We start from the raw sequence: 24,260 nt of genomic DNA on the forward strand, positions 1-24,260 counted from the left end.
ATTTTATCCCACTAATACTAGAGATAGTTTAGACCTTTCATAAGTATATGTCAAAAGAGAATATAGGAAATAGCCAAAACATTGGTAATGGTGTAATGCTAAATGCCTATCCCGATAGTATTGGCACAAATCTTCTCGACCTCGTTACAATGTTGGAAATGAGTGAGTTTAAAGATGTATTTTCCTTGTTTTACGTCTTGCCTACTTTTTTTAATAGTGATTTGGACAGGGGTTTTTCCATTATAGACTATGATTTAAATACAGACTTGGTTTCCAAAGCTGATTTAATGGCCTTGGATAGGCTAAATATAAAACTGAAGTTTGATATAGTATTAAACCATTTGTCAGTTGCATCACCTCAGTTCCAGGATGTGTTGAAACATGGCGAAAATTCAAAATTTAAAGACTTTTTTATTAATTGGAACGAGTTCTGGGAAGGCAATGGTCTAATGGGTGCGAATGGGGTGATAATTCCCAAGGAGGAGTTTCTCAACAAACTCTTTATGAGAAAATCGGGATTGCCCATATTAAAGGTGTATTTCCCGGATGGATCGGAAAGGCCCTATTGGAATACCTTTTATCAGCATATTGCTTATAATAAAATTACCCCCAACGATTTGGTAAGTATAAAAGGTTTATCAAACGGTCAGGTATCATCAATCTGTGACAAGGTAAATGGGGTTATAGAAATAGGAGAAGATTTTAACAACCTGGATTTTGACGACTGCAACCAATTCAAAAGTGAAATCCTACAGATCGTAAATCGGAATAGTTCTTATTTAGGGCAAATGGATGTTAATGGGAAATCTCCCTTGGTTTGGAATTTTTATGAGGAAACTTTGGAGAAGGTAAAAGGCTTTGGTTGCAAAATTCTAAGATTGGATGCCTTTGCCTATCTACATAAAGAAGTTGGACAAACAAACTTTTTTAATAAGCCGGGTACTTGGGAGTATTTGGACCGTATAAAACAGATAGCCCAAAAGAACGATCTAATGTTGCTACCTGAGATACACGCAGAGTACGGACTTCGTTTGCACGATGAGGTAGCTAAACAGGGTTATTATATTTACGATTTTTTCTTGCCAGGACTTACAATCCACGCCATTGAAACTGGTACTTCCAAAGCGCTTATAACCTGGGCCAATGAAATTATAACGCAAGACTATAAAACGGTTAACATGTTGGGTTGCCATGATGGTATACCTGTGTTGGATTTAAAGGGGAAGAAAGTCGATGGCGTTTATAATCAAGGGTTGTTGTTGGATAGGGAGATCGAGGAAATTATTAATAAGATCTTGGAACGGGGGGGAAGGGTTAAAAACTTGTACGACCCATCTGGTAAGAAGATTTCCTATTATCAGGTAAACGCTACTTTCTTTAGTGCCTTAGGTGAAAATGAACAAAAACTTTTGTTGGCAAGAGCTATCCAAATGTTCATGCCAGGGATGCCACAAGTGTGGTATTTGGATGTTTTTGCTGGAAAAAACGATTATAAAGCTGCCGACGAAGGAGGTGATGCTGGCCACAAAGAAATTAATAGGACAAGCTTGACTATACAGGATATAGAACAAGGTCTGAAAAGTGATATTGTTTTAAATCAACTTGCAATTATCCGTTTAAGAAATACGTCAAAGGCATTTCAGGGTGCCGTGAAAGTTAATGAAAGCGCAGAAAATGAATTGGATATTGTTTGGGAAAAGCAGAACGAACGGGCACATTTAAAAGCGGATCTTAAAAACCTTACCTTTACTATAAACCATACTCAAAATGGTATTGCCAAAAGCATGGTACATTAAAACTGGCAGTACTTAAAATTTTACATCCTTGAAAGAACCCAAAATCCCCCAAAATGAAGGTGAAAGAATAAAGGAATTGGAATCCTATTCCATCCTAGATACAATACCTGAAGCCGATTATGACAGTTTAACAATGATTGCGGCCGAAATATGTGGGACCCCAATTTCCACTATAACCCTAATTGACGATAAGAGACAATGGTTTAAATCGCATCATGGTTTGGATTCAACTGAGGGCCCAAGGGATTATGCTTTTTGTGCCCATGCTATTAATGCGCCAGATGACGTATTTATTGTTCAAGATTCCAGAAACGACGAACGCTTTCATGACAATCCATTAGTTACCGGTGATCCACATGTAATTTTCTATGCAGGAGTACCCTTGGTTACCGAAGCTGGACTTGCGTTGGGTACCTTGTGTGTTATAGATCATAAACCAAATTTATTAAGTCAGAGCCAGATACGTTCTTTGTCGGCGCTTTCAAAACAAGTGATGAATTTATTGGAACTGCGAAAAAGTAAGTTGTTACTGGAGCAGAGCATAGAGAAACTCGAAGAAAAAAATGAAGACTTGGAACGATTTGCCCTTGTTGCCGCCCACGATCTAAAATCTCCCCTGATAAATATTTCCAGTTTGTCACAACTCTTCCTTAAACAATATAAAGAAACCCTGGAAAGTGACGGTTTAGAGATGTTGGAACTGATAATTAGTTCTTCGGACCATCTTATAGGGCTAATTGAAGGTCTGCTACACTATAGCAAGGCGGAGGGTCTATTGAGGGAGGAAAAATCGAATATTGTTTTGAAAAGTTTGATAAAGGACATCAAGGGACTTTTTAATTATGACCACAATTTAAATCTGGTTTTAAAATCGGATTTAACCCACATTACAGTCAATTTAACGGCCATCAATCAGATTCTCATTAATTTGGTGACGAATGCTATCAAATATAATGACAAGCAGGTTGTTGAAATTGAGTTGGGGATATCGGAGTCGGATACCCATTATCTTATCCATATTAAAGACAATGGACCTGGTATTGCACCAAAGTATCAGGAAAAGATATTTAAGATTTTTGAAAAAATAGCAGCAACGGATAAGTTTGGTCGCCGTGGAAATGGGATAGGGTTGGCAACTGTAAAGAAACTTATTGAAAAATTGGGAGGTTCAATAAGTGTGGAATCCGAAATGGGAAAAGGGTCAAAATTCGTTTTTTCACTTGAAAAGTAAACGCAAACAATAACTATTAAAATCCGTAGATATCAAAAGACCTTAAGGGATTGTCTTAGTCCTGACAGTTTTTGAATTACTTCAGTTTTGTTTCGATCAAATTTGAAATTTCAATGGCTTTTTTCATGTTATCCTGATCCTCGTTGGATACTTTTACATGAACATGGAACATAAAGCGATGAGAAAGAAAGGATAATTGGGACATTCTTGAGTCCCAAACAGCCCTCTCGCCTAAATTGGGAACCACTTGTGGTTGTTTATAAACCTTAGTGGACCTGTTGTACATGTCTTCGGTACACCCTTTTACCATAACAATTAATACTTCACTGGGCCTACCCATTTTATGTTCTTGACCAGCAATTTCTTTAATGCTAAAAACTTGGCCATCTTCCCATTTATAAATGCAGGTAGGATAGGTTAAAACCTTATCCTCGGTTTCAATTGGAAAGTCTGCCAGGGTAAAAATGGTTTTAATATCTTCCAAGGCAATAAGTTCACATGGGGAGCCAAAGGAGGAAGAGCTTATTTCCTTTTTACCTTTATCGACTACATCATCTAAAGTAGTATGGGGTTTTTTTTCTTTATTGTTACAGGCCAATGCAAATAATGATGTAATAGCAATAAGGATATTGACTTTAGTATTTTTCATTTTATAATTATTATAAATTTAATATTGTACCGTTGATCTAAAGAAATAAGTGGCCTCTTTTGGTATGGAAGCAACTGAAGTGTGATTATGCTTTTTATACCTAGATCTATCCTCTTCGGGCGCATTTGGAAATTCGTAGGTACCAATGACCTCGGTTATTACCATGTTCCAACCTGGATTAAAATTCAGGTCATAAACAACATTGGTTTCAACCATTAAGGGAGTCCCGGTATTGCTTAAATCCCCACTCCAGTTTTCATTGGCCTTTATAGCACACGCTTCGGCTGCAAATACCCATGACAATATATATCCTTCATCACCAAAATAGAGATCTCCGGGAGTTAATAGGTTTAGGGTTACTTTTGCAGAATTTCCAATCGTTAAAATCCCTATCTGTTGCTCATTTTGGTACACCAATAAATAGGAGTTGAGCTTAAATCCCGTATTTTCATTGGTATATTGATAAGAATCTGGATTGTGGATATCAAAAAAAGTATTGCTATTTTTAAAATTATTTAAGGGTTTTAAAACGGGAATTTTTTTAGTTGGATTCAATTCAATAGTGCCATCTGCATTAATAACCCCAACTTCTACAAAATTTATTTTATCATTTTTGGAGTCGTAGGAATAGTGAAATACAAGATCGGCTTCCCCTTTGTTCCAATTTGGCAATTTATTATTGCTATTGCTGGCTAGTGTATTTTTCCAATATTTATCCTCGCTTTTTGTGGCTTTAGGGATAGGGCTCGTTTTAGTATTACTTTTTTCATCTGATTCGAGCCTTTTTTGCTGCTGATCTGCCTTTTGTAGTACTTCTTCTAGGCCTATGCACTCCATAATACTGTCGCGCATTTTTAGTGCTTTGTCTATCATTTTTTGTTGTTCTGGTGTTTGGGAGAAACCCACGCACCCAATAAAAAATATAAGTATGGGAAAGATTCTATATATTGTTTTCAAGTTTCTTAATTTTAAAAATATTTCCCAATCCACAAAGTTGTTGGCGGTATCGATTGTGATGAAGAAACCGTTATTTTACTAGGCTTCGCGATTTTGTCGAATACATTTTCTTCGTACATGCTTGGCACCTCATGCTCTGCTACGCTCTCAATTTTATATTCAATAAAGTTAAATCCGGCTTTTAGTTGCAAATCGTAGGTGTAGGAGGTTTCAATAGTGTCCTTTTCTGTGTTGGAGACTGTGGAAGTGCATTCCCCCTGATAATTAAAATCCGATTCTATATAAACCAGCTCAAAATAAGATCCGGATACGGCGTTATTGGAATAAGTATCTTCCAACCAAGGCACCAACGCTTCATCCGTAACCATAAAGACCAGACCTGCATACGGATTATCCTTTGAGCTTAATGAAATGTACCCAGCATTGACAGCTTTACCATTTTTATCCTCTGAAAGGATGTCATAACTATTATCACACTTGGAAAACAGGGTAAATGCAACGTCCGACATAGAATTTGCTTTTGTTTCTTCGGAAATATAATTTAAATCCTTTGGAAATTTAAAATCCAATTCCCCTGAATCGGAGATAGTTCCTATGGGTATTTGATTATCCATCCCAAAGGTGTTAAGTACCACATTCATGGCCTTTAAGGGGTAATCCTTTATTGAAGGTTGTGTTTGCGCCATGCCGAGGTTCAGAGCAAAAAACATAAAAAGTAGTACTGAATTTTTCATATTTAAATTTTTTAAAGATTAGAAAAGTAATCTATGATTTCCACTATTAATGATGGACGATAAAAGGATAGTGCTCCTAATAATAAAAGCAGGAACAATAGTAGCAAAGCACCCACTACGCCATCTTTTCTTCCTGGCTCCAGGGTGGATATGTTTGGGTTTGATGGGTTGTAGAATACCTTTATTTGCCTTCCTACGGTATAGGTGTCCATTAAATTTGAAGCTTTCCTTTTAGGGAAATTTTTAAATGAATTGGCAAAAAAAGGTTTTTTACCCTTATAAGTGGTGCCATTAATTTCATAAGTATATAGAAAATTGATTATTTTAGAAAGGGGGAAATCGAGTCCTTTTTCAACTACTCCATTAATTTTGGGCCACTGAAGGGATTGTTTTGCCCACCAAAAAAGGCGCAACTTTATAAATAAAAAAGGTAATACCACCAATTGTAAAATAATACCTGCTAGCTGAAACTGGCTAAGTGATTCAAAATATTCCATGGTTAAATAGATTATTTATTAAAAGCCTTAAATTGATTCAAATTATCAATTCCCATAGCATTCCAAAGTGCATCGGCATCCATCCCTTTACCTTCAACTGTTACATAAAATCTATTGTCGTAGAGAAACCTAAGTTCGGATTGAATATCTGCATTAGTATTTGCGTCCCGATCGGTACCAAACGTTAATATTCCGTTACGCTCTTTTTTTGAATATCGAATGGTATTGTTATTCTCTGAAGTAATTTTGTTTAGATGTAGCATTTTTAAAGGTAAAATGGCGCCAACAGCTTTCTGGCCGGCAGCATCCAAAATTTCCATTCTAATGGTGTCATCTCCAAATTTGCCTGCAACAAGTTGGGTATCGGTAATTGTAGGTTCAATTTTGTTCTGTTCAGAAGGATCTAAGCTTAGATTGTTCAATTTTTTCGGAAATGCCTCTATAAGTTGATCATTGGTAAGTGGAGTTTTGGCACCTAATTCCTTCAGTAGATTATCATATTTTTTATTGATATCGTTATTCTTTCCAGTAACTTCATTTAATACCCCATCCAAAACCTTGGAAGTTGCACGGTCTGATGATTTTGGGGATTCTTTGCAAGAAACGATAAGCAATACCACCAATGTCAATTTAAATAGATTTTTCATATGTAGTTCTTTAAGATTTTATTTAATTCGTTCTTCTATAATGAGCCTTGCCAAGGCAATGGTTTTTTCTTTATCAAGAATATCATCATTGGAAATATCGACCTGTAGCGTAAAGGATACTCCGTGGTAATACACTTCTAAATAATTCTTGTTGGGATTCCAATAGGCACTTTCCCCAACTTTATTTACTTTGGTTAATTCTGGATGTTTTTCAAGATCTATAAATTCTAAAAATGATTCCATATCCGCTTCTCCATCTACCCATTTTATCTGAACAAGATCTACACTTCCTATTTTCCTATTTTTTCTATCAGGTGTAGTTTTTTCTTTTTCTCTCTCCCTACCATTCTCCCAATAATACCTCAAAATTTCTCCGGTCATACCTTTTAATATGTGTGATTTTTCAGATTTTGAAGATTCAAAACCAGTTATTCTTGATGCTACCTCCAAGGTCAGTAAATCTTCATAATTGCCGCTGAACACAAAATTATTTTCGGGAATTGGTGTTGCCATTTCCGGATTCGGCGTGTCATTTTTTGGAGCTGGATCTTGGCCATTTCCTTTACAGGAAAATAATACGATACCTATACATAGAACTAAAATATTTTTCATGGTGTGATTCTATAGTTCAGTTTTTATAGCATACCATTTCAGGTCGTTCGGTAATTCAGAAATTGTACTTATTTTAATTATTTTGGCCATCGCTTCTCCCTCAGATGAAGTTAAAACTTCAGTAATATCATACTTTATAATGTTCCACCCCTTTTGTAGTTCAACATCGGTAGTTGTGGTGCTTATGAAGTCTTCTTCGTTTTCGCTACCAGTTAGTATGGCGCATTCCCCAGTGACTTTTGAATTATGTTCCACAAAAATCCATTCTAAATAGAATCCCTTTTCAAAAACTCCAAAATCTGAAGATGTTGCTAATTCTGGAGTATTCGCGGCATATAAAAGGCCCTGTGAATTCCCCTGCTTATCGGTAATGTATAGTAAGGGTAATTTTGAGATGATGGATTCACCATTTTTGAAAGTGGCTTGGTTATTTTCATTGTAACGAGGATAGGTAATGACGCTAATACTATCGTTAATGTTCTCTGTAGTATTTTTATATCCGAAGCCCTCAGAACCACAAGTAAAAACAGTGTTCACCCTATGGTATCTAATTTCTCCGCCTTTTGGCATATTTTCTTTTTCTGCATCCATCTTCTTTTTAAGCGTATTAAAATAGTCTTGGTCTAAAGGGATGGTAAAATTTCCATTTTTATCTATAGTGCCAATCGTTGTTTTATCTCCTGTCCAAAAATCGTTTTCTGTAACCGTGCCTTCGCCATTTGTGTAATTTAAAATGGTACCCGAAATTGCTAAAACAGGGTTTGTTTCAGTTGTTGAATTTTGAAGGTGAACAGGTCTATTTTTACTCAAAGTAGTGGTCCCTATTTCTAGTCCATTTTTTGGGTAGATAAGGAGCAGGGTCAAATACAGAATTGGTAGTATTATTTTAATTTTCATATGATGTGGGTTATTAATATTGGTCTAATTTTTTAAGATTTTCAAAATCGATATAGGACCATAAGGCATTTGGAGAGTCTGATCCTTCTAAAGAAATTCGGTACCTATCATTGTAGATAAAGGAAATTTGGTTTCTTTTAATTTTTGGCTGTAAAAAAGCTATGGTTTTGTAGCCATCTCGATCTTGATAAACATATTCCGTTCCTTCTGGACCCTGATTCTTGAACTTTAGGGCATCAAAAAAGTTACGAACTATGGCCCTTGAACCTGATCCGTCTTCGATCCAGAAATTATAAGGACTATCAAAAGAACCATACGCTCCATTAGCAGCTTGACTGCTAGCCTCATATCTATGTTCTCCTATTTTGGTATTGCCGTTAATATGTTCTGGTATTATGGGTAATAATTGTCCACCCGTTAAAGGCGTTTTCTTTTTTAAAGCTTTATAAAGCGCTTTTTGACCATCAGAATCCTGGTATTGATTAGTTATTGTTGCTTCCTTTTCTTTTTCGGTAGCAGTAGTGACCACTATGTCCACCGCTTCTTTTTTTTCTGTTTTAGGGCTATCTTGACAGGCAGCCGTAAATAGAAGGATCATTACATAAAATAGTTTGGTTTTCATAGGTCTAAATGGCTATTGTATTAATTTAAAATGCTCCTCCAATATTTTATTGGGTCTTTTGTCTCTGTATATATAGGTAGCCTTAATATACGCCGTTGGATCAGCATGGGATTGACCATAGGATAAGGTGTAGTGTATTTCAAAGGTCCTGTTGGCTATGCCATCGTTGTTGTATACTGTCATTTTAAATACGGAACGCCCATTACCACTCTCAATATTTTTGGGCACCTCGTTCCAATGTAACCAAGGCTTACTAATTCCTCCTATTTTAGCGAAAAGGGTAGTGTTCGTATTGTTGATTTCTACTTTAGGAAAACTTCCTTCGGAATCAATATTTGAAAAATTCATTTGCCCGTTCATGTTCCTGGAAAATAGTAAGACCGCCAATAGTGGTATAAATTGCGTTTGCATGATTTTGTATTTATTGGTTCTTATTAATACTCTTTAACCTTTTATTTAGCCAACAGACCTTTCAGCCGAAGGGGTAGATACGGATATCAACACTACATCACTGCTTATTTTATATTATTTCTTTGGGTATTAACTATTGAAATGAAGGCATTGATAATATTTGAGCATTGGGGAATGTTATTTGTTGTTCTTCATAATAATAGCGTATGCTTGATGGTCCTTCCACCATGGATTCCAGTCTTTTTTTGTCATCAAATGTTATGGTAAGGCGCCCGTCAACATTATAAACTGTTTTTTCGGTACCAATACCACCACTTATTTTTTTTGCCCTTGGTTCGTTTTCTAATTTGGCAATGGTAACGTCTCCAGCGAATGCCGCTATTTTATGCATTACAGATCCTTTGGAAGGTTCCAAAGCCAAAAAATCCATATTCATTGGTACCACATTGGCAATCATAGCGGCCATTTGGCCCATCTTGGTTTTTATCCAACCTTGTCCTGGGACATTTGCATAAATAAATCCTTCTTCGTCCGAATAAAGGGTAGCGTTTTCTGCCGGATGGGTCATTTTAAGCCCGTAGTTATCAGCATCAAAAAACATATTAATGGTCTCGTCCGGCCCTTTCATGACAATCCGCATATCTGAACTCCCTGTGGATACATGGATCATTTGATAGCCGTAATTTTCCTCGCTAAAATGAAAAAGGGCCTCCAGTTTTACCGAGCTGTTTTTTTTCAGGTCTTTTTTTAGATTTACCCCTTTAAAGGTAACTAGGGTTGTTTTTTCATTTTTGCCCGCTTTTACCTCTATGTTATCATTGGGGTCGGTATCAGGAACAAAGGAAATATGATCCAGTACCGCATTGCCATCTACTTTTAAGGAAAGGCTCATGCCTTTGTCTTCCATTTCTTGCGCCGTGTATCCCAAAAACTCCAAAGTAAAACTGGCCTCTTCGGCTTCGTCGTCTTCCAGAATGCCTTCAAATGGATACACTATGCCAACTTGTAATTCTTTCTTTGTTTTTTCATCCATAAAACTTATAGGTTCTATGATATGCATGGCATTGCCCTTGGTGGCCATTTTTAAATAGGTATATGTTATTATACTATCTTTTCTGCCAATAGTATCTATCTTAAAACTTGAAGGTAAATGATTTTTAAGGTTGCTTGGAACGTTTTCGAAGGCCAAGGGAATTGTTTCTCCATATAGCAGCATTCTATCATACATAGCGGCAAAAGCAATAAAAGCATCATCGGGATAAACGGAATTTTGCCAATAAAACATTTGTCCGTTCAGCATCAAATCTTCAAAGGTGTTTGATAAGTCGTTCCTACGCCCCAGATTACACGCACTAAGGATTATAAGTTTATTTTCAAGGGTCTTATATTGATTTTTAAAAAAATTAGGACTTATTATGTATTCTCCAACCCCCGGAATTTTAGTTTTTGTAAAGTATATACCTTGATAGCCTTTACCAGCGATATCTTTTTTTATCTGCTTTAAGTTATTAAAGTCGTAATGAACGCCAGAACTAATAAATGTATAGCACATGTTGCTGTCGCCGTCTCTAACAATTTCCACTTCATTCTTTTTTACAACACAAGTCTTCGAACCATGTGAGCTGACATGTATAATATCGTAGTCATTAAAGGAGGAATAGTCTTCCAGTGATATTCTTTGGGCCACATTTGTTTCATTGGCCTTAAAAGTGACCCTGCCTTTATAATTTTTTTGTTCTTTTAGTTTTTCGAATGGCACCAAGGGGTCATCATACTCGGTAAATTGCCAGTAATAAGGAGCTAATAATAAGGCTTTTTTATTTTGCCTGTTTTTGCGTTGGTTAGCTACTACATTGGGCGTCTCATTTTCTAGCCAAGTCGGTAGTGGAACTACTGAGGGCATTGATGTTGATGAAAGCCCCTTTGTTCCAGGAGTACCATCGCCAAAGTACATTACCATTAATGGACCATGCTGCACTCGAAAACTGATTACATTTTTTCCAGCACCAATTTCGGTGACATTTATATTGTTCCTTAATAATTCGATAACCTCATGGAAAGATTCATTGTCTATTGAGTTCAGTAACTCAAACCCCGCATTGAAGATTGAATCCGGCATTTTGGAAAAGTCCTCCAAAACCTCATCAACAGCGCCAGCTTTTTCTTTTTGGCTTTCGTTGCAAGAAAACAAAAACAACAATATTGTTAATAGGGATAGGATACGCATGGCATTGTAGTTTTTGATACGGTTGAAATGAACTGTAATTATTTAAATATTCTTAAACCATTCCAAAAATTTTTCCCCCAAGAAGGGAACAGGGCTTTCTTTGCCATTGAAAGCGTTCATAAGGCCAATAACCCACATATAGAGCAATACGAATATGCCAACGACATTTATTATCCATCCCAAAACGGGAATCATTCCGATTAGGCCCAATGCAAGACCTGTACAAGCCAAGCCCAGGGATTGTTTAATATGGTAAGCTGCAAAGGCATCTTTCTTTTCATTGTTCATTACAAAGGCTACAATAAGGCCAATGATGGTGATGTAGGCGATAACGGCAATATTCTTACCTTCGCCTGCCACTGCTGTTTTGTTGTTTGCTGTTTCCATCTTAGTAGTTTTTAGAATTATTGATCACAAGCAGTGCTGTTGATCTCTGCTTTCAATTCTTTTATGTCATTATTAAATTCTGATTTATTAACGGTCGGGACACAACTTAAAATTCCCTCTAGGGATTTTACATAGTTCAGACCTTCCGTTTTCAATTTATTACAATTGGTAACGGACGGGTCATTGCTGTAAGCCGCTGAAGCATCGGAATACGCTTGGGCTTGGGAAAGGTATTTTTCCGACCAATTGTTACAGCCAACTGGGCTTAAGCCATCATCTTTACTGCAACCAACAAACCCTATTAGTACTACTAAGCTGCTGGCGATGAACAATATTTTAACTTGACTTTTCTTTGTTTTTTTCATGATTCTTTGGATTGGATTATTTTAATTGATTTTTATAAACTCTACTCTTCTATTATTGGCCCTGCCTTTTTCGGTGGTATTATCATCTACGGCTTCTATTTCGCCTTTACCCATAAATTGCAATCTGTCTTCACGGATTCCAAATTCCTCTACAAGTAGCTGTTTTACAGTTGCTGCTCTTTTTTCTGAAAGTGTCTGGTTATACTTTTCTTCCCCTTGATTATCGGTATGCCCTATTATTTGTAAGTTGATGTCAGAATTATCGCGAAGCATATTGGCGATGTCCAATAGTATGCCGTATGATTCTTTTTTTACGGTTGCTGCAGCAGTATCAAAGTAGATGCCCGTAGTGCTGAATTTTCCATTTTTAAGCAATAGTGAACGCAAGTCTTCAGTGGATTCCGCTATTTTAAAGTTGGATATACCTGCAAAATGGCCTTTTTCAGGTAATATATCACTCGTTTCTATAATAAAATATTTGCCAATGTTTGCCTGTAATAAATTGGGGGAATCCACCATTTTTTCCTCGTTCACCCACATTCGCAGTCTTTTTTTATTAACGGCAATGGAAATATGAACGGTACTATTTAGATACTCGGGCATTTCTCTATTAATAAAACTTCCTACCTTTACTTCAACTTCACCACCAAAATTAGATACGTTTCTAACATTAAAACCATTGTTTGAGAGCAAAATTTCCACGCTGGCTGTAGAACCGCCAGCTCCCATGCCATATGCTTTTTTGGTTAAGAATGCAAAGAACAATTTGCTACTTGGTTTTCCAGCGCCATACCCATTATTGGCCAAATCAAATTCTATGGTGTAGTTTTCGGGGAATTCCTTTTCCATTGTGGGCATATATCCAGACCTTCTGATAACTGAAAGCCATTTGTTCTTGGAGTTGCTTGTCGTTACAACCTCACCAGAGCCGCCCGTTTCCCAATTGGCGGGGAAATCGCCTATGGCATCAGCTGCAAAATCATCATAGAACAAAAGCTTGTTGCCAGGAATAAAGGTAAAGTTGCTATACACCCCAAATTCACTTTGGGTGTTTTCTTCATTTGGAATGTCATTGTTTTCCTTTACTTCATCATTCTGATTGTTGTCTTGTTTGGAAGATTTATTTTTTTTGCTTTTCTTCTTATTGTCCTTAGTACCATTCAAAATAGTATCCATGGCTTTTTCAGTTTCACGGTTAACTTTTTGTTCAGATTTTCTAAGAACAGCTTCTTCCGCTGCATTCTCTACCCGGTTCCCTAATTTTTTCAGGAATTGCGCATGGCATATTTCATTACCAAAACAAAAAAGGATTAGAAAAATGGTTAACCTAAGGCCTAACTTTATTGTTTTCATTTCATACTATTTTTTAGAAGATTAAAACTTGATCGTTATCTGCTGAATCAAATTTCTAGTATGTATGTGAAAAACAGTCCCTTATATGTAACATAAGGTAGCACTGGTGTAACGCTTTTGGTGTTAAAACTGTAAGGGGTTAGGACATTGGAGTTTTTCCGAAGGTATTTTTATAGCATTTAATGAAATATGAGGGAGTATTAAATCCGGTGGTATAAGCAACTTCTGCAACAGTTATTCCTGGTTTCTGAAGAAGTTTTTGTGCCTGTTTTAACCTTTCCAGTCTAATAAAGGCCGTAGTGCTCTGTCCAGTTAGGGCAATGAGTTTTCTATGTAATTGCATTCGGCTCATTCCCAGAAGATTGCTAAATTTCTCTGCAGAAAAATTGGAATCTTGTAAATGGGTGTTCAGAATGCCTTCAACCTTAATTAAAAATTTCTCGTCGGTAGAGGTAAATGCAATATCCTTTGGCTTAAAAACATTCTCCTTGTTGTAGTGTTCCCTAAGTTTATTTCTAGTTGTTAAAATATTATCTATTCTTATTTGAAAAGTCTTTGGGTTAAAGGGTTTTGTCACGTATTCTTCCGCGCCACTTTGCAAGCCGGCAATTTCATTTTCCAGATCCGTTTTTCCAGTTAGCATTATTATGGGGATATGGGATGTTTTTTCATCAATCTTTAATTGATTACATAGCGCTATCCCATTTTTTTTGGGCATCATAAGATCTGTAATTATAAGATCTGGTATCTTGTCAAGTGCCATTTTTATACCTGCCTCCCCATCTTTTGATGTTATGACCTTGTATTTGTCCTCTAAAAGTGAGACCATAAAATTTAACAGGGGTATATTATCTTCTACTAATAATATCAGAGGTAGATCTTGATTTGACTTTTTGGGAATGGTTGCTGGCTCATCTATAGGTGTAACTTCTACTTCATTAATTTCATCGTCATTGATCAAATGGACAGGAATTTCTATTTTAAAGGATATTTTTTTACCGTCATTGGAGTACGATGCATTGGCAGATCCTTGCAGATGTTCAACCAATTCCTTTACGAGCGATAGTCCAATTCCTGTTCCTTCATTGGTATGACTAGCTTGAAAGAATCTCTCAAATAGCTTATTGGTATCTTCTTCAATAATCTTGTCTATATCATTGGTTATACATATTACTAATTTATTTGAATCCTTTATCGCGGCATTGAAGTCGATATGCCCCATGGACCTAGTGTATTTTATAGCATTACCGACTAGATTGCCAACAATCTTTTCCATAATATCGGTATCCACTAAAGACAGGGGCATAGGGCCCACGGAATGGGAGAATACCAGATTATGGTTTTTAGCCAAATATTCAAAAGGCTCCAGTAATGACTGGATAAAACCGCCTAAATCGACTTTTTCTGGATTCAGTTTTAAGGACTTGGTATCCAACTTATTCAATTCCATCATTTGATTCACTAAATCCAGAAGCCTTTTGGTGTTTTTATCGACCAATAAAAGGTCTTTTTTTAAACCAGGTTCTAGATTGTTCTCCAACTGTTTTTTGATCGGTCCTTTAATAAGGGTCAAAGGCGTGCGGAATTCATGGGAAATATTGGAATATAATTTTGTTTTAAAGTCGTTCAAATCCTTAAACCTATTGGTTTCTTCCCGTTCAAATTTTAATTGCATATTCATATTCCACTTCCATTTAAAATATTTAAATATTAAATAGATAGTAGAAAAAAGTAAAATCACGTACATTATAATTGCGATATAAGTCAGATACCAGGGTTTGTTAATAAAAAAACTATAGGAATCCTCCTTGTTGTTCCATACGCCATCATAGTTACTGGATTTGACTTTAAAAGTGTAGTTGCCCGGTGGTAAATTAGTATATCTTGCACTATTCTCAATACCGGAATGGATCCAATCGGCATCGTGACCATCAAGTTTAAATTGAAATTGATTCTTAACGGGAAGGGAGAATTGCAGACTTGCGAATGAAAAAGCAATAGTGTTCTGCTTATAATTAAGTTTTAGATTGGGTATTAAGGGTTTGGGGGTGTTAAATATTTCAAACCTCGTTATTACTGTTTTTGGAAGCACATTACTGATTTCTATATCCGAAGGGTTAAACCAATAATAACCTTCCAATCCGCCAAAATATAAATTCCCATTGCTTGCCTTAAAATATGCCCCCGTATTGAATTCAGTAGCCAGGCCGTCATAATTTGTGTAATTTACAATCTCTGGTCTTAAATCGAGATTTTGAGGAACATAAAACTTGGTGATACCTCTATTGGAACTTAACCATAAATTATTTTGTTCATCAGGTAAAATGGCATAAACTACATCATTGGCCAGTCCTTCCTTTACGGTATAATTGTAAAATAGATCATTTACAATGTCAAGAGCACATAAACCACTGCCATTGGTTCCAATCCACAAGATTCCTTTATTATCATAAAACAAAGATTTTATCTGGTTGCTTGCCAATGAATTTTCATTTCCAGGCTCATGGATATATCTTTTTATTTTATTGGTCTTAAGATCTATTTTGCAAATACCGTCATCTTGGGTGCCAACCCATAGAAATTGACCAGCTTCATGTGCTATTGTCCTAATATTGTTGGAAGGAAGTCCATTACCCGTATTGTCCTTGTCGAACCTTTTTATTATCCCTTTTTCTTTATTTACCTTAAATAGTCCACTTTCCCTGGTACCTACCCATTTATCTTCATCAGTATCGTTCAAGATGGCCCAGACGGTAACATTTTCAAGACTTTTTAGACTAGGATATTCAATTATATTCTCATTGATATCCATAATATGCAAGCCGCCCTCCTGTGTGCCTATCCATAAATCCCCATCATTATCACTGAGCAAGCTCATTATTCTATTAGATCTAAGCCCTTTTTTATTATCTGTCTGATAGGTGTGCCATTCATTTTTTTTAGGAGAAAACCTTGATAATCCTTTCCCACTTGTTCCTATCCAAACATTATTTTGCGCATCCAAGGTTATGGATCTAACTACATCTATATTTATATTCTCGGGAGTTTGAAAATTGATGATGGAGTTAAATTTTTCTAAGAGAGGGTCATAATAATTTATTCCGGCACCGTCGGTTCCAAACCATATGGTTCCTGTGTAGTCTTCATAAATACTGAGAATATCCTTATACTGAATGGCTTTTGGATTATGCTTTTCTGGCAAGTACTGGTTTAATTGACTTTGGGCTATATCGATTTTAAAAAGTCCATCGCCATAAGTGCCTATCCATAACTGATTTTTGGTATCAAGTAACATGGTGATTACATAAATGGTATTAAGGCTGTTTTCTACATCTTCAATAAAAATATCCGGGCGTTTATAATGGACATCCATATGTTCCTTATACCAAACTCCTTCGCCAAACGTCCCGATCCATTGATTGTTTTCATGATCGAAAAGAATAAAGCTGTAATTGGAAATGGAATTTTCATTTCCGTCAGGATAATAATAAAATATATTCTCTGGTTCTAATGGATCAATATTTATAACATATTTTGCGCAGCTAAGCCATAGATTACCCGATCGGTCCTGGGTAATAGCATTTATCGCATTTACTTTATCTGGTCCTAATATGTGTTCGATTTTTTTGGTGTCGAATGATAGTTTATAAAGCCCTGTGGAGTAACTTCCGAACCAAAGGTTTTTTTGTTGGTCCTCAAAAATGGTACTGGCATCTTCTATTTCGTCAAGGGGTTCAAAGTTATTGGTGCTCTTATTTAATTTGTGTGGGATTTGTGATATGGGAATAATCCATAATTCATCGTTGCTATCTACATATACCTTTCCTAATTTACTATATGTTGGATTGGTTATGTCTTTGAAATATTGTTTGTGTTTCTCAAAATTTCTTCCATCATATTTGTTCAATCCATCTTGGGTTGCGATCCATAAAAAACCTGTACTGTCTTGGGCTATTGAAATTGCTGAATTTTGTGACAAGCCATCTTTTACGGATAATTGACGAAAAGAGACCTGTTTTTGCGATTGAACAGAAAGGAATGAAATAAGGAATAAAGAGTTGGCAAAAACTCGGATGCGGTTTGGGATCATGCAGTGATTACTTATATTTCTTATAATAATTTTATATTTAGTGTCCCTTGATAATGAAGATGTTAACTTATGAATAATATGTAAGCAAAAGTTATATTTAATAATAAAATTTGTAATTGAAATAAATATCTTTAATAGATATGTTCTTGCCGAATTAATATATTGTTCTGTATTGTGAATTAAAGAATTCAATTTGTTGGCAATTGGCAAATAGCTGTAAAATAGCTGTCGGATTTTATAGAGAATTAGATGGTTATATTTTTTATGAATTAAGTTGCACAATAATTAATGATAATTGTATATTTGCAGCCGCTAAAGACAGAACTTTTCTTAATTAGTGAATGGTGGCATAGCTCAGCTGGATAGAGCACCTGCCTTCTAAGCAGGCGGTCCTAGGTTCGAATCCTAGTGCCATCACCAGTAAAATAAGAGCCTTAGAGATTTTTTAATCTTTAAGGCTTTTATTTGCACTCAATTTGCACTCAAATTTTGCCCTTGTTTGGCCTAATATGGTTTTATTTATATACAAAAAGGAGGTATTTAATTGCAAAAATTGGTTCATGACACGAGATAGTTTTGAGTATTTGGGAGATATTTGAATTAAAAATAGACTTATCGCTTCAATTTATTCGAATTAATTCATCTTATTCATTACTTATTATATAATCTTTCTGTCACGCAGGGGATCGCGGGTTCGAGTCCCGTCCGGACCGCTAATAAAACAAGGCCCTCACAGATGTGAGGGCTTTTTTAGTTTTAGCATTGCACGTAGATTGCACGCATATTTTTATCATGTTTCAACCGATGGGTAAATTTCCTGTAAATACTATGTAACCTGAGAGCGTCTCTGATTACCTCAGTATTGTTTTGGTATTCACATGAGGCTACCTGTCAATATATATATATATATATATAGAATTGTTATAAGGGTTTGATTATCCTTGATCCGATATAACCTTAAAAATAATAACAAAATTGAGATGGGATTGGACTATAGGGCAAACTCTTTTTTGAACAATAATACACGTCATAGCTTTTGGGTGAATTTGAATTGGTTTATCGAATTATAAGAAACTGATAAAGATTATTTATGATAATATTTTCTTCATTATTACTTTTAGTTGGCTTTTCTGCCTTGATTTTCGGAGCAAATTGGCTGGTCGACGGAGCTTCCTCCCTCGCGAGACAAAACAATATTTCAGATTTGGCAATAGGCTTGACAATTGTAGCTTTCGGAACATCCGCACCGGAATTAATAGTGAATTCTGTAGCCTCAAATAATGGGCATTCTGATATTGTTTTAGGGAATATTATTGGGAGCAACAACTTTAACCTGTTTATTATTTTAGGAATAGCAGGTTTGGTCTAACAATTACAATACAATCCTCAACCGCCTGGAGGGAAATTCCTCTTTTATTACTAATAACGCTATTGTTTCTAGTGTTGGCAAACGATTTCTTTTCAACCTCAAATTTAATAATATCAAGACTAGATGGCATTATTCTATTTACTTGTTTTCTGTCTTTTTTATATTATGTATCAAGAAAAATGAAATTAGAAGAAAGTGAGGATAGATCTTATCAAAAAAAAAGAACTATAGAATCTGGGTTGATTATTTTGAAGCTTACAGGTCTTTAAAGAGCGGAAAACTTGCGGTGGACAATGGAGTACAATATGTTAAAAAAAGGAATTCAAAGAGCTTTTTTTTTAGCAATTATTCCAATCACTTTGGATTTTATAGTGAAAGTTAACAATAAAATACTTATACTTGTATAAATTATAGTATTACTATTATTATAGTCAATAAATAAATTATTAAAAAACATATAATTGGAAGATTTACTAGTTAATATTAACGTTAACCCTGAGATTTACCTTAAAGATCCTTATTCATCGGAACTTGGGCACAAAATTATTTCCAGCAGTATTGAATTAATGGTTGAACTAGGGTTTGAAGCTTTTACCTTTAAAAAGCTAGGTAAACAAATTGGATCCCCTGAAAGTTCTATTTATCGCTATTTTGAGAATAAACAAATGCTATTGCTTTATCTTTTAGGATGGTACTGGGGGTGGATGGAGTATAAATTGGTTTTTGCTATGGCCAATATCGATTCTCCCAGGCAAAAATTAGAAGAAGCAATTAACATACTGACCCATCCTTTAGCCATGGACAATTCCTTCGCCCATATTAACGAAATCTTATTGGAAAAGATTATTATATCGGAATCTGTAAAGGTTTACCATACAAAAGACGTGGATAGTGCAAATGAAATGGGCTATTTTAAGGTGTACAAAAGGATAGTTCAAAGAGTCAGTGATGTGGTATTGCAAATTCATCCAAAATTTGAATTTCCCCATATGCTAATTTCGACCGTAATCGGAGGAGTACATCAGCAAAGATACTTTTCGCAGCACTTGCCTTCTCTTACGGATGTTGAAAAGGGGAAGGACAGTATTTCTAAGTTTTTTACCCAAATGGTATTCAAAGTTATCGTATAATGAAAGGCAAGGTTTTAAATTTACTCCACCCTATAAGGGATTTTATCGTTGCTTGCTTGCTGGCATTTATTGCAACCATGCCGGTTGTTGAGATCATTTCTCATTTTGATGAATTAAAGCATGGTTTATTTGAATTAATCGCAGAAGAGGATTCCAAGGAAAGGGATGTCATTGAGGGTGATAGTGAAAATGAAGTACAGGTTTTTTATGCCATAAATTTGATGGATCTGAATAGCTTCTTTGGGAAAAACAATTCCTTTCTTAATTTCCAAAGACGTTTTGCAAATTATCACCCTGAGGTTCCCTTCCTTCCTCCCAAAAATTTTACTTCCGCTTAGGCATTTTTAGTCGGAAAATACACTTAATAAAACTCGAAGGAATATGATTTCTACCTGAGAGCAAATGAAGTTTAAATTACTCAAGTAGATTTTTTTAGGTTTTTTCAATGACAATATTGTTGATACTGACATTGAAATAACTAGAATCTTTAGTGAACAGACTAAAAAGCCAATTAAGTTCTTGAGCCTCCACAAGAATATGGGAAATGCCCTAAGCAAGGAAGCATAGGCTCAAATAAACATCAGCAACACAATTCCTAAAACTATTACCTACGAATTTGAAGAAGGCAATAATGCAATTGATGGACTTTCAAGCTGTGTATCCAAGAATAAAATTGGGTAATTATTTGTGGGAGGTAGTAAAAGGAAATTTTTATATAACCACATACAGAATCCCATACACGATTAAATAAAATAATTCAAAAGCTTAGCGTACCTATCCTAAACTATAGGAACTCATGGGCATAATCAAAAAATACCAAAATAATATTCAAAATGAAAGCACATACTAAAGAAACACAGGCGACAATGACCCCTGAAAAGTCATTACAATTCTTAAAAACAGGAAACCTTAGGTTTCAAAATAATTTGAAGGCGAACAGAAACCTACTCGAACAGGTCAATGATACCAGTGAGGGACAATTTCCCTTTGCGACCATCTTAAGCTGTATAGACTCAAGGGTATCGGCAGAGTTGATTTTTGACCAGGGCTTGGGCGATATTTTCAGTATTCGTATAGCAGGAAACTTTGTAAACGAGGATATTTTGGGCAGTATGGAGTTTGCATCTAAACTGGCAGGAACAAAATTGATCGTGGTGTTGGGGCATACCAGTTGTGGTGCCGTAAAAGGAGCCTGTGACCATGCAAGGATGGGAAATCTAACAGCTTTGATCAATAAAATCGAACCTGCAGTAGAAGCCATCAAAGAACCCAAAGATGAAAGCCTTAGAAATTCAGGAAACCTTGAATTTGTAGATAATGTAGCTACTGAGAATGTACATCTAGCCTTGGAAAACATAAGAAAAAATAGCCCAATACTGTTAGAAATGGAAATAAACAATGAAATTATGATTGTAGGCGGAATGTACAATGTTTCAACTGGTGAGGTAGTGTTTTTTTAATCATGAGTATAGTATTACAATCAGCTAAAAGATTAGTTATGACTTTTTTTGTTTTGCCCTTATCTCTTTTTGCACAGCAAGAGGATAAGGGCAACTGGCTGATGTATTTCGGGACGAACAAGATTAGTGATAAGTTCAGCGTTCATACGGAAATACAGTATAGAAACCATACCCTTGCTCCGGTGAACATCGAGCAATTATTGTTACGTACTGGATTGAACTATCATTTTTCTGATAAGGCATTTGTATCAGCAGGATATGCATATATCCCTTCGTATGTTTTTGAATCAGAACAAAAATCTCCGGAAACCGAAGAACATCGTATTTGGCAACAATTCATTTTGACCAATATTATCGGAAGGGTAAGATTTGAACATCGCTACCGGGTCGAGCAACGTTGGGTGAGCAATGATTTTAGAAACAGGTTCCGTTACCGCTTAATGCTATTTGTCCCATTGAACAAGCCTAAAATTGAAGAAGGAAGTTTGTTTTTAGGATTGTATGATGAGATTTTTGTAAACACAGAAGAGGCATTTTTTGACAGAAATAGACTGTATGGAGCTTTGGGTTATCAATTTAGCAAAACTACAAGTGTACAGGCAGGAGTACTGCATCAACAAGTGAATGATTTTGGAAAATGGTACTTGCAATTTGCACTGGTTTTGAACCTTGATCTCAGAAAAACTGAAAATCAATAAATATTAAGCGCCTAAACAAGTCATTGAGAATGATACTAAGATGCATTTGAACGACTTTTAAGTATCGGATTTTAATTCTAACATAAAGAAATAAAAAAATGAACAAACTATTTGATTTCAAACATTTTAAGGGCGATATGTTCGGTGGTATCACTGCCGGTATAGTTGCCTTGCCATTGGCATTGGCTTTTGGAGTAAGTTCAGGGCTGGGCCCGAGCGCCGGACTTTATGGCGCCATCTTTATTAGTTTTTTTGCCGCCCTTTTTGGAGGGACCAACACCCAAATTTCTGGGCCTACCGCCCCTATGACAGCAGTTAGTATGGTCGTAATCGCAGGAATAGTTGCCACATTTGATGGGGATGTTTCCAAGGCCTTGCCCGTTATATTGACTATATTTCTATTGGCTGGATTAATACAAATAGGTTTGGGATTAATAGGCTTGGGAAAATACATTAAATATATTCCTTATCCCGTTGTTTCTGGATTTATGACCGCTATAGGTGTTATAATTTTGGTTACCCAAATTTTACCTTCTCTTGGTTATTACCCTAAAGAGGATACCGAGTTCGTGAATCAATTTAAACCCTATGCAGAAGAGATCATTCTGGACAATATCTTAAAAGAAGAAGCTGGAGAGGGTATTTTGGTTTTGGAAGATTTTAGAGAAACTATAAAACGAGCTGAACAAATAACCGAATCACAGATTCTGGTAGAATCACAAGCCTTGGCCGGCAATGAAGCCTCGGGGGTATTGGGTGCTATAAAAGTGTTGCCAAGAGCCTTAAAAAACATTAGTTGGTTGGAGGTGATGTTGGCATTGGGAACTATTATTATCATTTATGGGTTTAAGCGTATAACTATGGCAGTTCCAAGTACGTTGGTAGCGCTTTTGGTTATGTCAGGAATAGCAATAGGTTTTAAATTAAATTATAGGCCCATTGAAGAGATACCAAGTGGTTTGCCCATACCTAATCTAGGGATTTTTACTGATTTTAGTTTTAATAATATTTCTCCATTTATTTTTACTGCACTGACCTTAGCACTTTTGGGAGCAATAGATTCATTGTTGACTTCGGTGGTGGCCGATAACATGACTAAAACAAAACACAATCCTAACAAAGAATTGGTCGGGCAAGGTATAGGCAACAGCATTGCAGCTGTTTTTGGAGGCATTCCGGGCGCAGGTGCCACGATTAGAACCGTGGTGAATATTAATTCAGGAGGAAAAACTAGATTGTCAGGAATGATGTCAGGTGTTTTGCTCCTGGTTATTCTACTATTGTTAGGACCAATCGCTTCTCAAATTCCTGCAGCTGTTTTGGCTGGCATATTAATAACCGTTGGTATTGGAGTAATGGATTATAAAGGTCTAAAAGCAATACCATATGTACCTAAGACGGAGGTTATCATAATGTTGATTGTTTTAGTGCTCTCATCAGTATGGAACTTGGTTTATGCCGTTGGAATAGGCTTGGTAATAGCATCCTTGATGTTTATGAAAAAGATCGGGGATTTAACGGCCGAACGCTCAGGCGTAATGTCGCTTGATAGGTCAAAAGCATGGTCAGATGAAACGAATTTTCCAAAAAATCTAAAAGAGGAAGTTTTTATTAAACACATTAGAGGACCATTGTTTTTTGGTTCTACAAGTTATTTTCAACAGTTGGCCAATCAAATCCCCGACACTGCCTCTACGGTAATCATACGTATGGGCCGAATGCAGTATATTGACCAAACTGGTCTATATGTCATGGAAGATGTTCTAGTCGATTTGGTTAAACAGGGTAAAAAGGTGTTGCTTGTAGATATTTTAAAGCAACCACGATATATGCTAGAGCGCATAGATATTATTCCTGATTTAGTCCCCAAAGAACAAATTTTTGATAGTTTTAAAGACTGCCTGATTTGGGTCAAGGAAAACGTAAAAGATGAATTTGGACAGGAGAATGCCCTGAAAACATAGAATAAAGAAGTGTAATGGATTCATAAACGGTAGCTTGTGAAAATGACACTTTTAATTTGAGTTGCTTCTAAACTTTGATCTCAGAAAATCCAAAGATGAGTGTTAAATTAAACAATACAATATGAGAAATTCAATATTTTTTTAAGGACTATCTCATAAAGTGT

General features: G+C 35.9%; 22 protein-coding genes and 1 tRNA gene. 9 read left to right on the forward strand and 14 right to left on the reverse strand.

The features are described from left to right. The first annotated feature begins 47 nt into the window (after window positions 1–47). Together CWD90_RS10700 and CWD90_RS10705 are read left to right on the forward strand one after the other, a co-directional pair. Window positions 48–1,796, forward strand: a complete 1,749-nt coding sequence (locus CWD90_RS10700; RefSeq protein ID WP_103476046.1) for an alpha-amylase family protein — start codon at window positions 48–50, stop codon at window positions 1,794–1,796. 28 nt (window positions 1,797–1,824) lie between these two features. Continuing rightward, window positions 1,825–3,027, forward strand: coding sequence for a sensor histidine kinase (locus CWD90_RS10705; protein ID WP_103476048.1), 1,203 nt, complete (start codon window positions 1,825–1,827; stop codon window positions 3,025–3,027). A 76-nt stretch (window positions 3,028–3,103) separates the two neighbouring features. Here CWD90_RS10705 and CWD90_RS10710 read toward each other — a convergent pair whose 3' ends face one another. The 14 genes from CWD90_RS10710 to CWD90_RS10775 form a co-directional block, all read right to left on the reverse strand. Further along, window positions 3,104–3,676 (reverse strand): hypothetical protein, encoded by a 573-nt coding sequence (locus CWD90_RS10710; protein ID WP_103476050.1) that lies wholly within the window; start codon window positions 3,674–3,676, stop codon window positions 3,104–3,106. An 18-nt stretch (window positions 3,677–3,694) separates the two neighbouring features. Continuing rightward, window positions 3,695–4,549: a hypothetical protein gene (locus tag CWD90_RS10715; protein WP_157941198.1), complete on the reverse strand. Its 855-nt coding sequence runs from the start codon at window positions 4,547–4,549 to the stop codon at window positions 3,695–3,697. Window positions 4,550–4,644: 95 nt separating this feature from the next. Further along, the gene (locus CWD90_RS10720) at window positions 4,645–5,367 is read right to left on the reverse strand and encodes a hypothetical protein (protein ID WP_103476054.1); all 723 of its coding nucleotides are present in this window, start codon (window positions 5,365–5,367) and stop codon (window positions 4,645–4,647) included. An 11-nt stretch (window positions 5,368–5,378) separates the two neighbouring features. Next, window positions 5,379–5,864, reverse strand: a complete 486-nt coding sequence (locus CWD90_RS10725) for a DUF3592 domain-containing protein (protein ID WP_103476055.1) — start codon at window positions 5,862–5,864, stop codon at window positions 5,379–5,381. Between the two features lie 11 nt (window positions 5,865–5,875). Beyond that, window positions 5,876–6,511 carry a hypothetical protein gene (locus CWD90_RS10730; protein WP_103476057.1) on the reverse strand — a complete coding sequence of 212 codons (636 nt, stop codon included), beginning with the start codon at window positions 6,509–6,511 and terminating at the stop codon, window positions 5,876–5,878. Window positions 6,512–6,529: 18 nt separating this feature from the next. Then, complete coding sequence (locus tag CWD90_RS10735; RefSeq protein WP_103476059.1) at window positions 6,530–7,123, reverse strand: hypothetical protein; 594 nt, start codon at window positions 7,121–7,123, stop codon at window positions 6,530–6,532. Between the two features lie 9 nt (window positions 7,124–7,132). Continuing rightward, window positions 7,133–8,020 (reverse strand): hypothetical protein, encoded by an 888-nt coding sequence (locus CWD90_RS10740; protein ID WP_103476061.1) that lies wholly within the window; start codon window positions 8,018–8,020, stop codon window positions 7,133–7,135. Window positions 8,021–8,033: 13 nt separating this feature from the next. Then, window positions 8,034–8,642 carry a hypothetical protein gene (locus tag CWD90_RS10745; protein ID WP_103476063.1) on the reverse strand — a complete coding sequence of 203 codons (609 nt, stop codon included), beginning with the start codon at window positions 8,640–8,642 and terminating at the stop codon, window positions 8,034–8,036. Between the two features lie 12 nt (window positions 8,643–8,654). Further along, complete coding sequence (locus CWD90_RS10750) at window positions 8,655–9,053, reverse strand: hypothetical protein (RefSeq protein WP_157941199.1); 399 nt, start codon at window positions 9,051–9,053, stop codon at window positions 8,655–8,657. Between the two features lie 133 nt (window positions 9,054–9,186). After that, entirely contained in the window at window positions 9,187–11,280 is a 2,094-nt protein-coding gene (locus CWD90_RS10755; RefSeq protein WP_103476069.1) for a hypothetical protein, read from the reverse strand. Between the two features lie 42 nt (window positions 11,281–11,322). Next, the gene (locus tag CWD90_RS10760) at window positions 11,323–11,667 is read right to left on the reverse strand and encodes a DUF4870 domain-containing protein (RefSeq protein WP_103476070.1); all 345 of its coding nucleotides are present in this window, start codon (window positions 11,665–11,667) and stop codon (window positions 11,323–11,325) included. Window positions 11,668–11,684: 17 nt separating this feature from the next. Beyond that, the gene (locus tag CWD90_RS10765; protein WP_103476072.1) at window positions 11,685–12,032 is read right to left on the reverse strand and encodes a hypothetical protein; all 348 of its coding nucleotides are present in this window, start codon (window positions 12,030–12,032) and stop codon (window positions 11,685–11,687) included. 21 nt (window positions 12,033–12,053) lie between these two features. Continuing rightward, a complete protein-coding gene (locus CWD90_RS10770) occupies window positions 12,054–13,385 on the reverse strand; it encodes an OmpA family protein (protein ID WP_103476073.1) in 1,332 nt (443 codons plus the stop codon). A gap of 139 nt (window positions 13,386–13,524) precedes the next feature. Then, window positions 13,525–17,475: a hybrid sensor histidine kinase/response regulator transcription factor gene (locus CWD90_RS10775; RefSeq protein WP_103476074.1), complete on the reverse strand. Its 3,951-nt coding sequence runs from the start codon at window positions 17,473–17,475 to the stop codon at window positions 13,525–13,527. 343 nt (window positions 17,476–17,818) lie between these two features. Between CWD90_RS10775 and CWD90_RS10780 the strand changes: the two genes are divergently transcribed. The 7 genes from CWD90_RS10780 (at window position 17,819) to CWD90_RS10810 (ending at window position 24,096) form a co-directional block, all read left to right on the forward strand. Next, window positions 17,819–17,895, forward strand: a tRNA-Arg gene (locus CWD90_RS10780). A gap of 670 nt (window positions 17,896–18,565) precedes the next feature. Beyond that, window positions 18,566–18,844 (forward strand): sodium:calcium antiporter, encoded by a 279-nt coding sequence (locus tag CWD90_RS23270; RefSeq protein WP_205161233.1) that lies wholly within the window; start codon window positions 18,566–18,568, stop codon window positions 18,842–18,844. Window positions 18,845–19,305: 461 nt separating this feature from the next. After that, the gene (locus CWD90_RS10790) at window positions 19,306–19,974 is read left to right on the forward strand and encodes a helix-turn-helix domain-containing protein (protein ID WP_103476075.1); all 669 of its coding nucleotides are present in this window, start codon (window positions 19,306–19,308) and stop codon (window positions 19,972–19,974) included. Next, complete coding sequence (locus tag CWD90_RS10795; RefSeq protein WP_103476076.1) at window positions 19,974–20,312, forward strand: hypothetical protein; 339 nt, start codon at window positions 19,974–19,976, stop codon at window positions 20,310–20,312. Before CWD90_RS10790 ends, CWD90_RS10795 begins: the two co-directional genes overlap by 1 nt. A 495-nt stretch (window positions 20,313–20,807) precedes the next feature. Further along, a complete protein-coding gene (locus tag CWD90_RS10800) occupies window positions 20,808–21,434 on the forward strand; it encodes a carbonic anhydrase family protein (RefSeq protein WP_103476077.1) in 627 nt (208 codons plus the stop codon). Window positions 21,435–21,472: 38 nt separating this feature from the next. Next, window positions 21,473–22,132 (forward strand): DUF2490 domain-containing protein, encoded by a 660-nt coding sequence (locus CWD90_RS10805; RefSeq protein ID WP_157941200.1) that lies wholly within the window; start codon window positions 21,473–21,475, stop codon window positions 22,130–22,132. Window positions 22,133–22,230: 98 nt separating this feature from the next. After that, the gene (locus tag CWD90_RS10810; RefSeq protein ID WP_103476079.1) at window positions 22,231–24,096 is read left to right on the forward strand and encodes a SulP family inorganic anion transporter; all 1,866 of its coding nucleotides are present in this window, start codon (window positions 22,231–22,233) and stop codon (window positions 24,094–24,096) included. Window positions 24,097–24,260 lie beyond the last annotated feature (164 nt).

Source organism: Arenibacter catalasegens, from assembly GCF_002909235.1.
In the GTDB taxonomy this organism is placed as follows: Bacteria; Bacteroidota; Bacteroidia; order Flavobacteriales; family Flavobacteriaceae; genus Arenibacter; species Arenibacter catalasegens.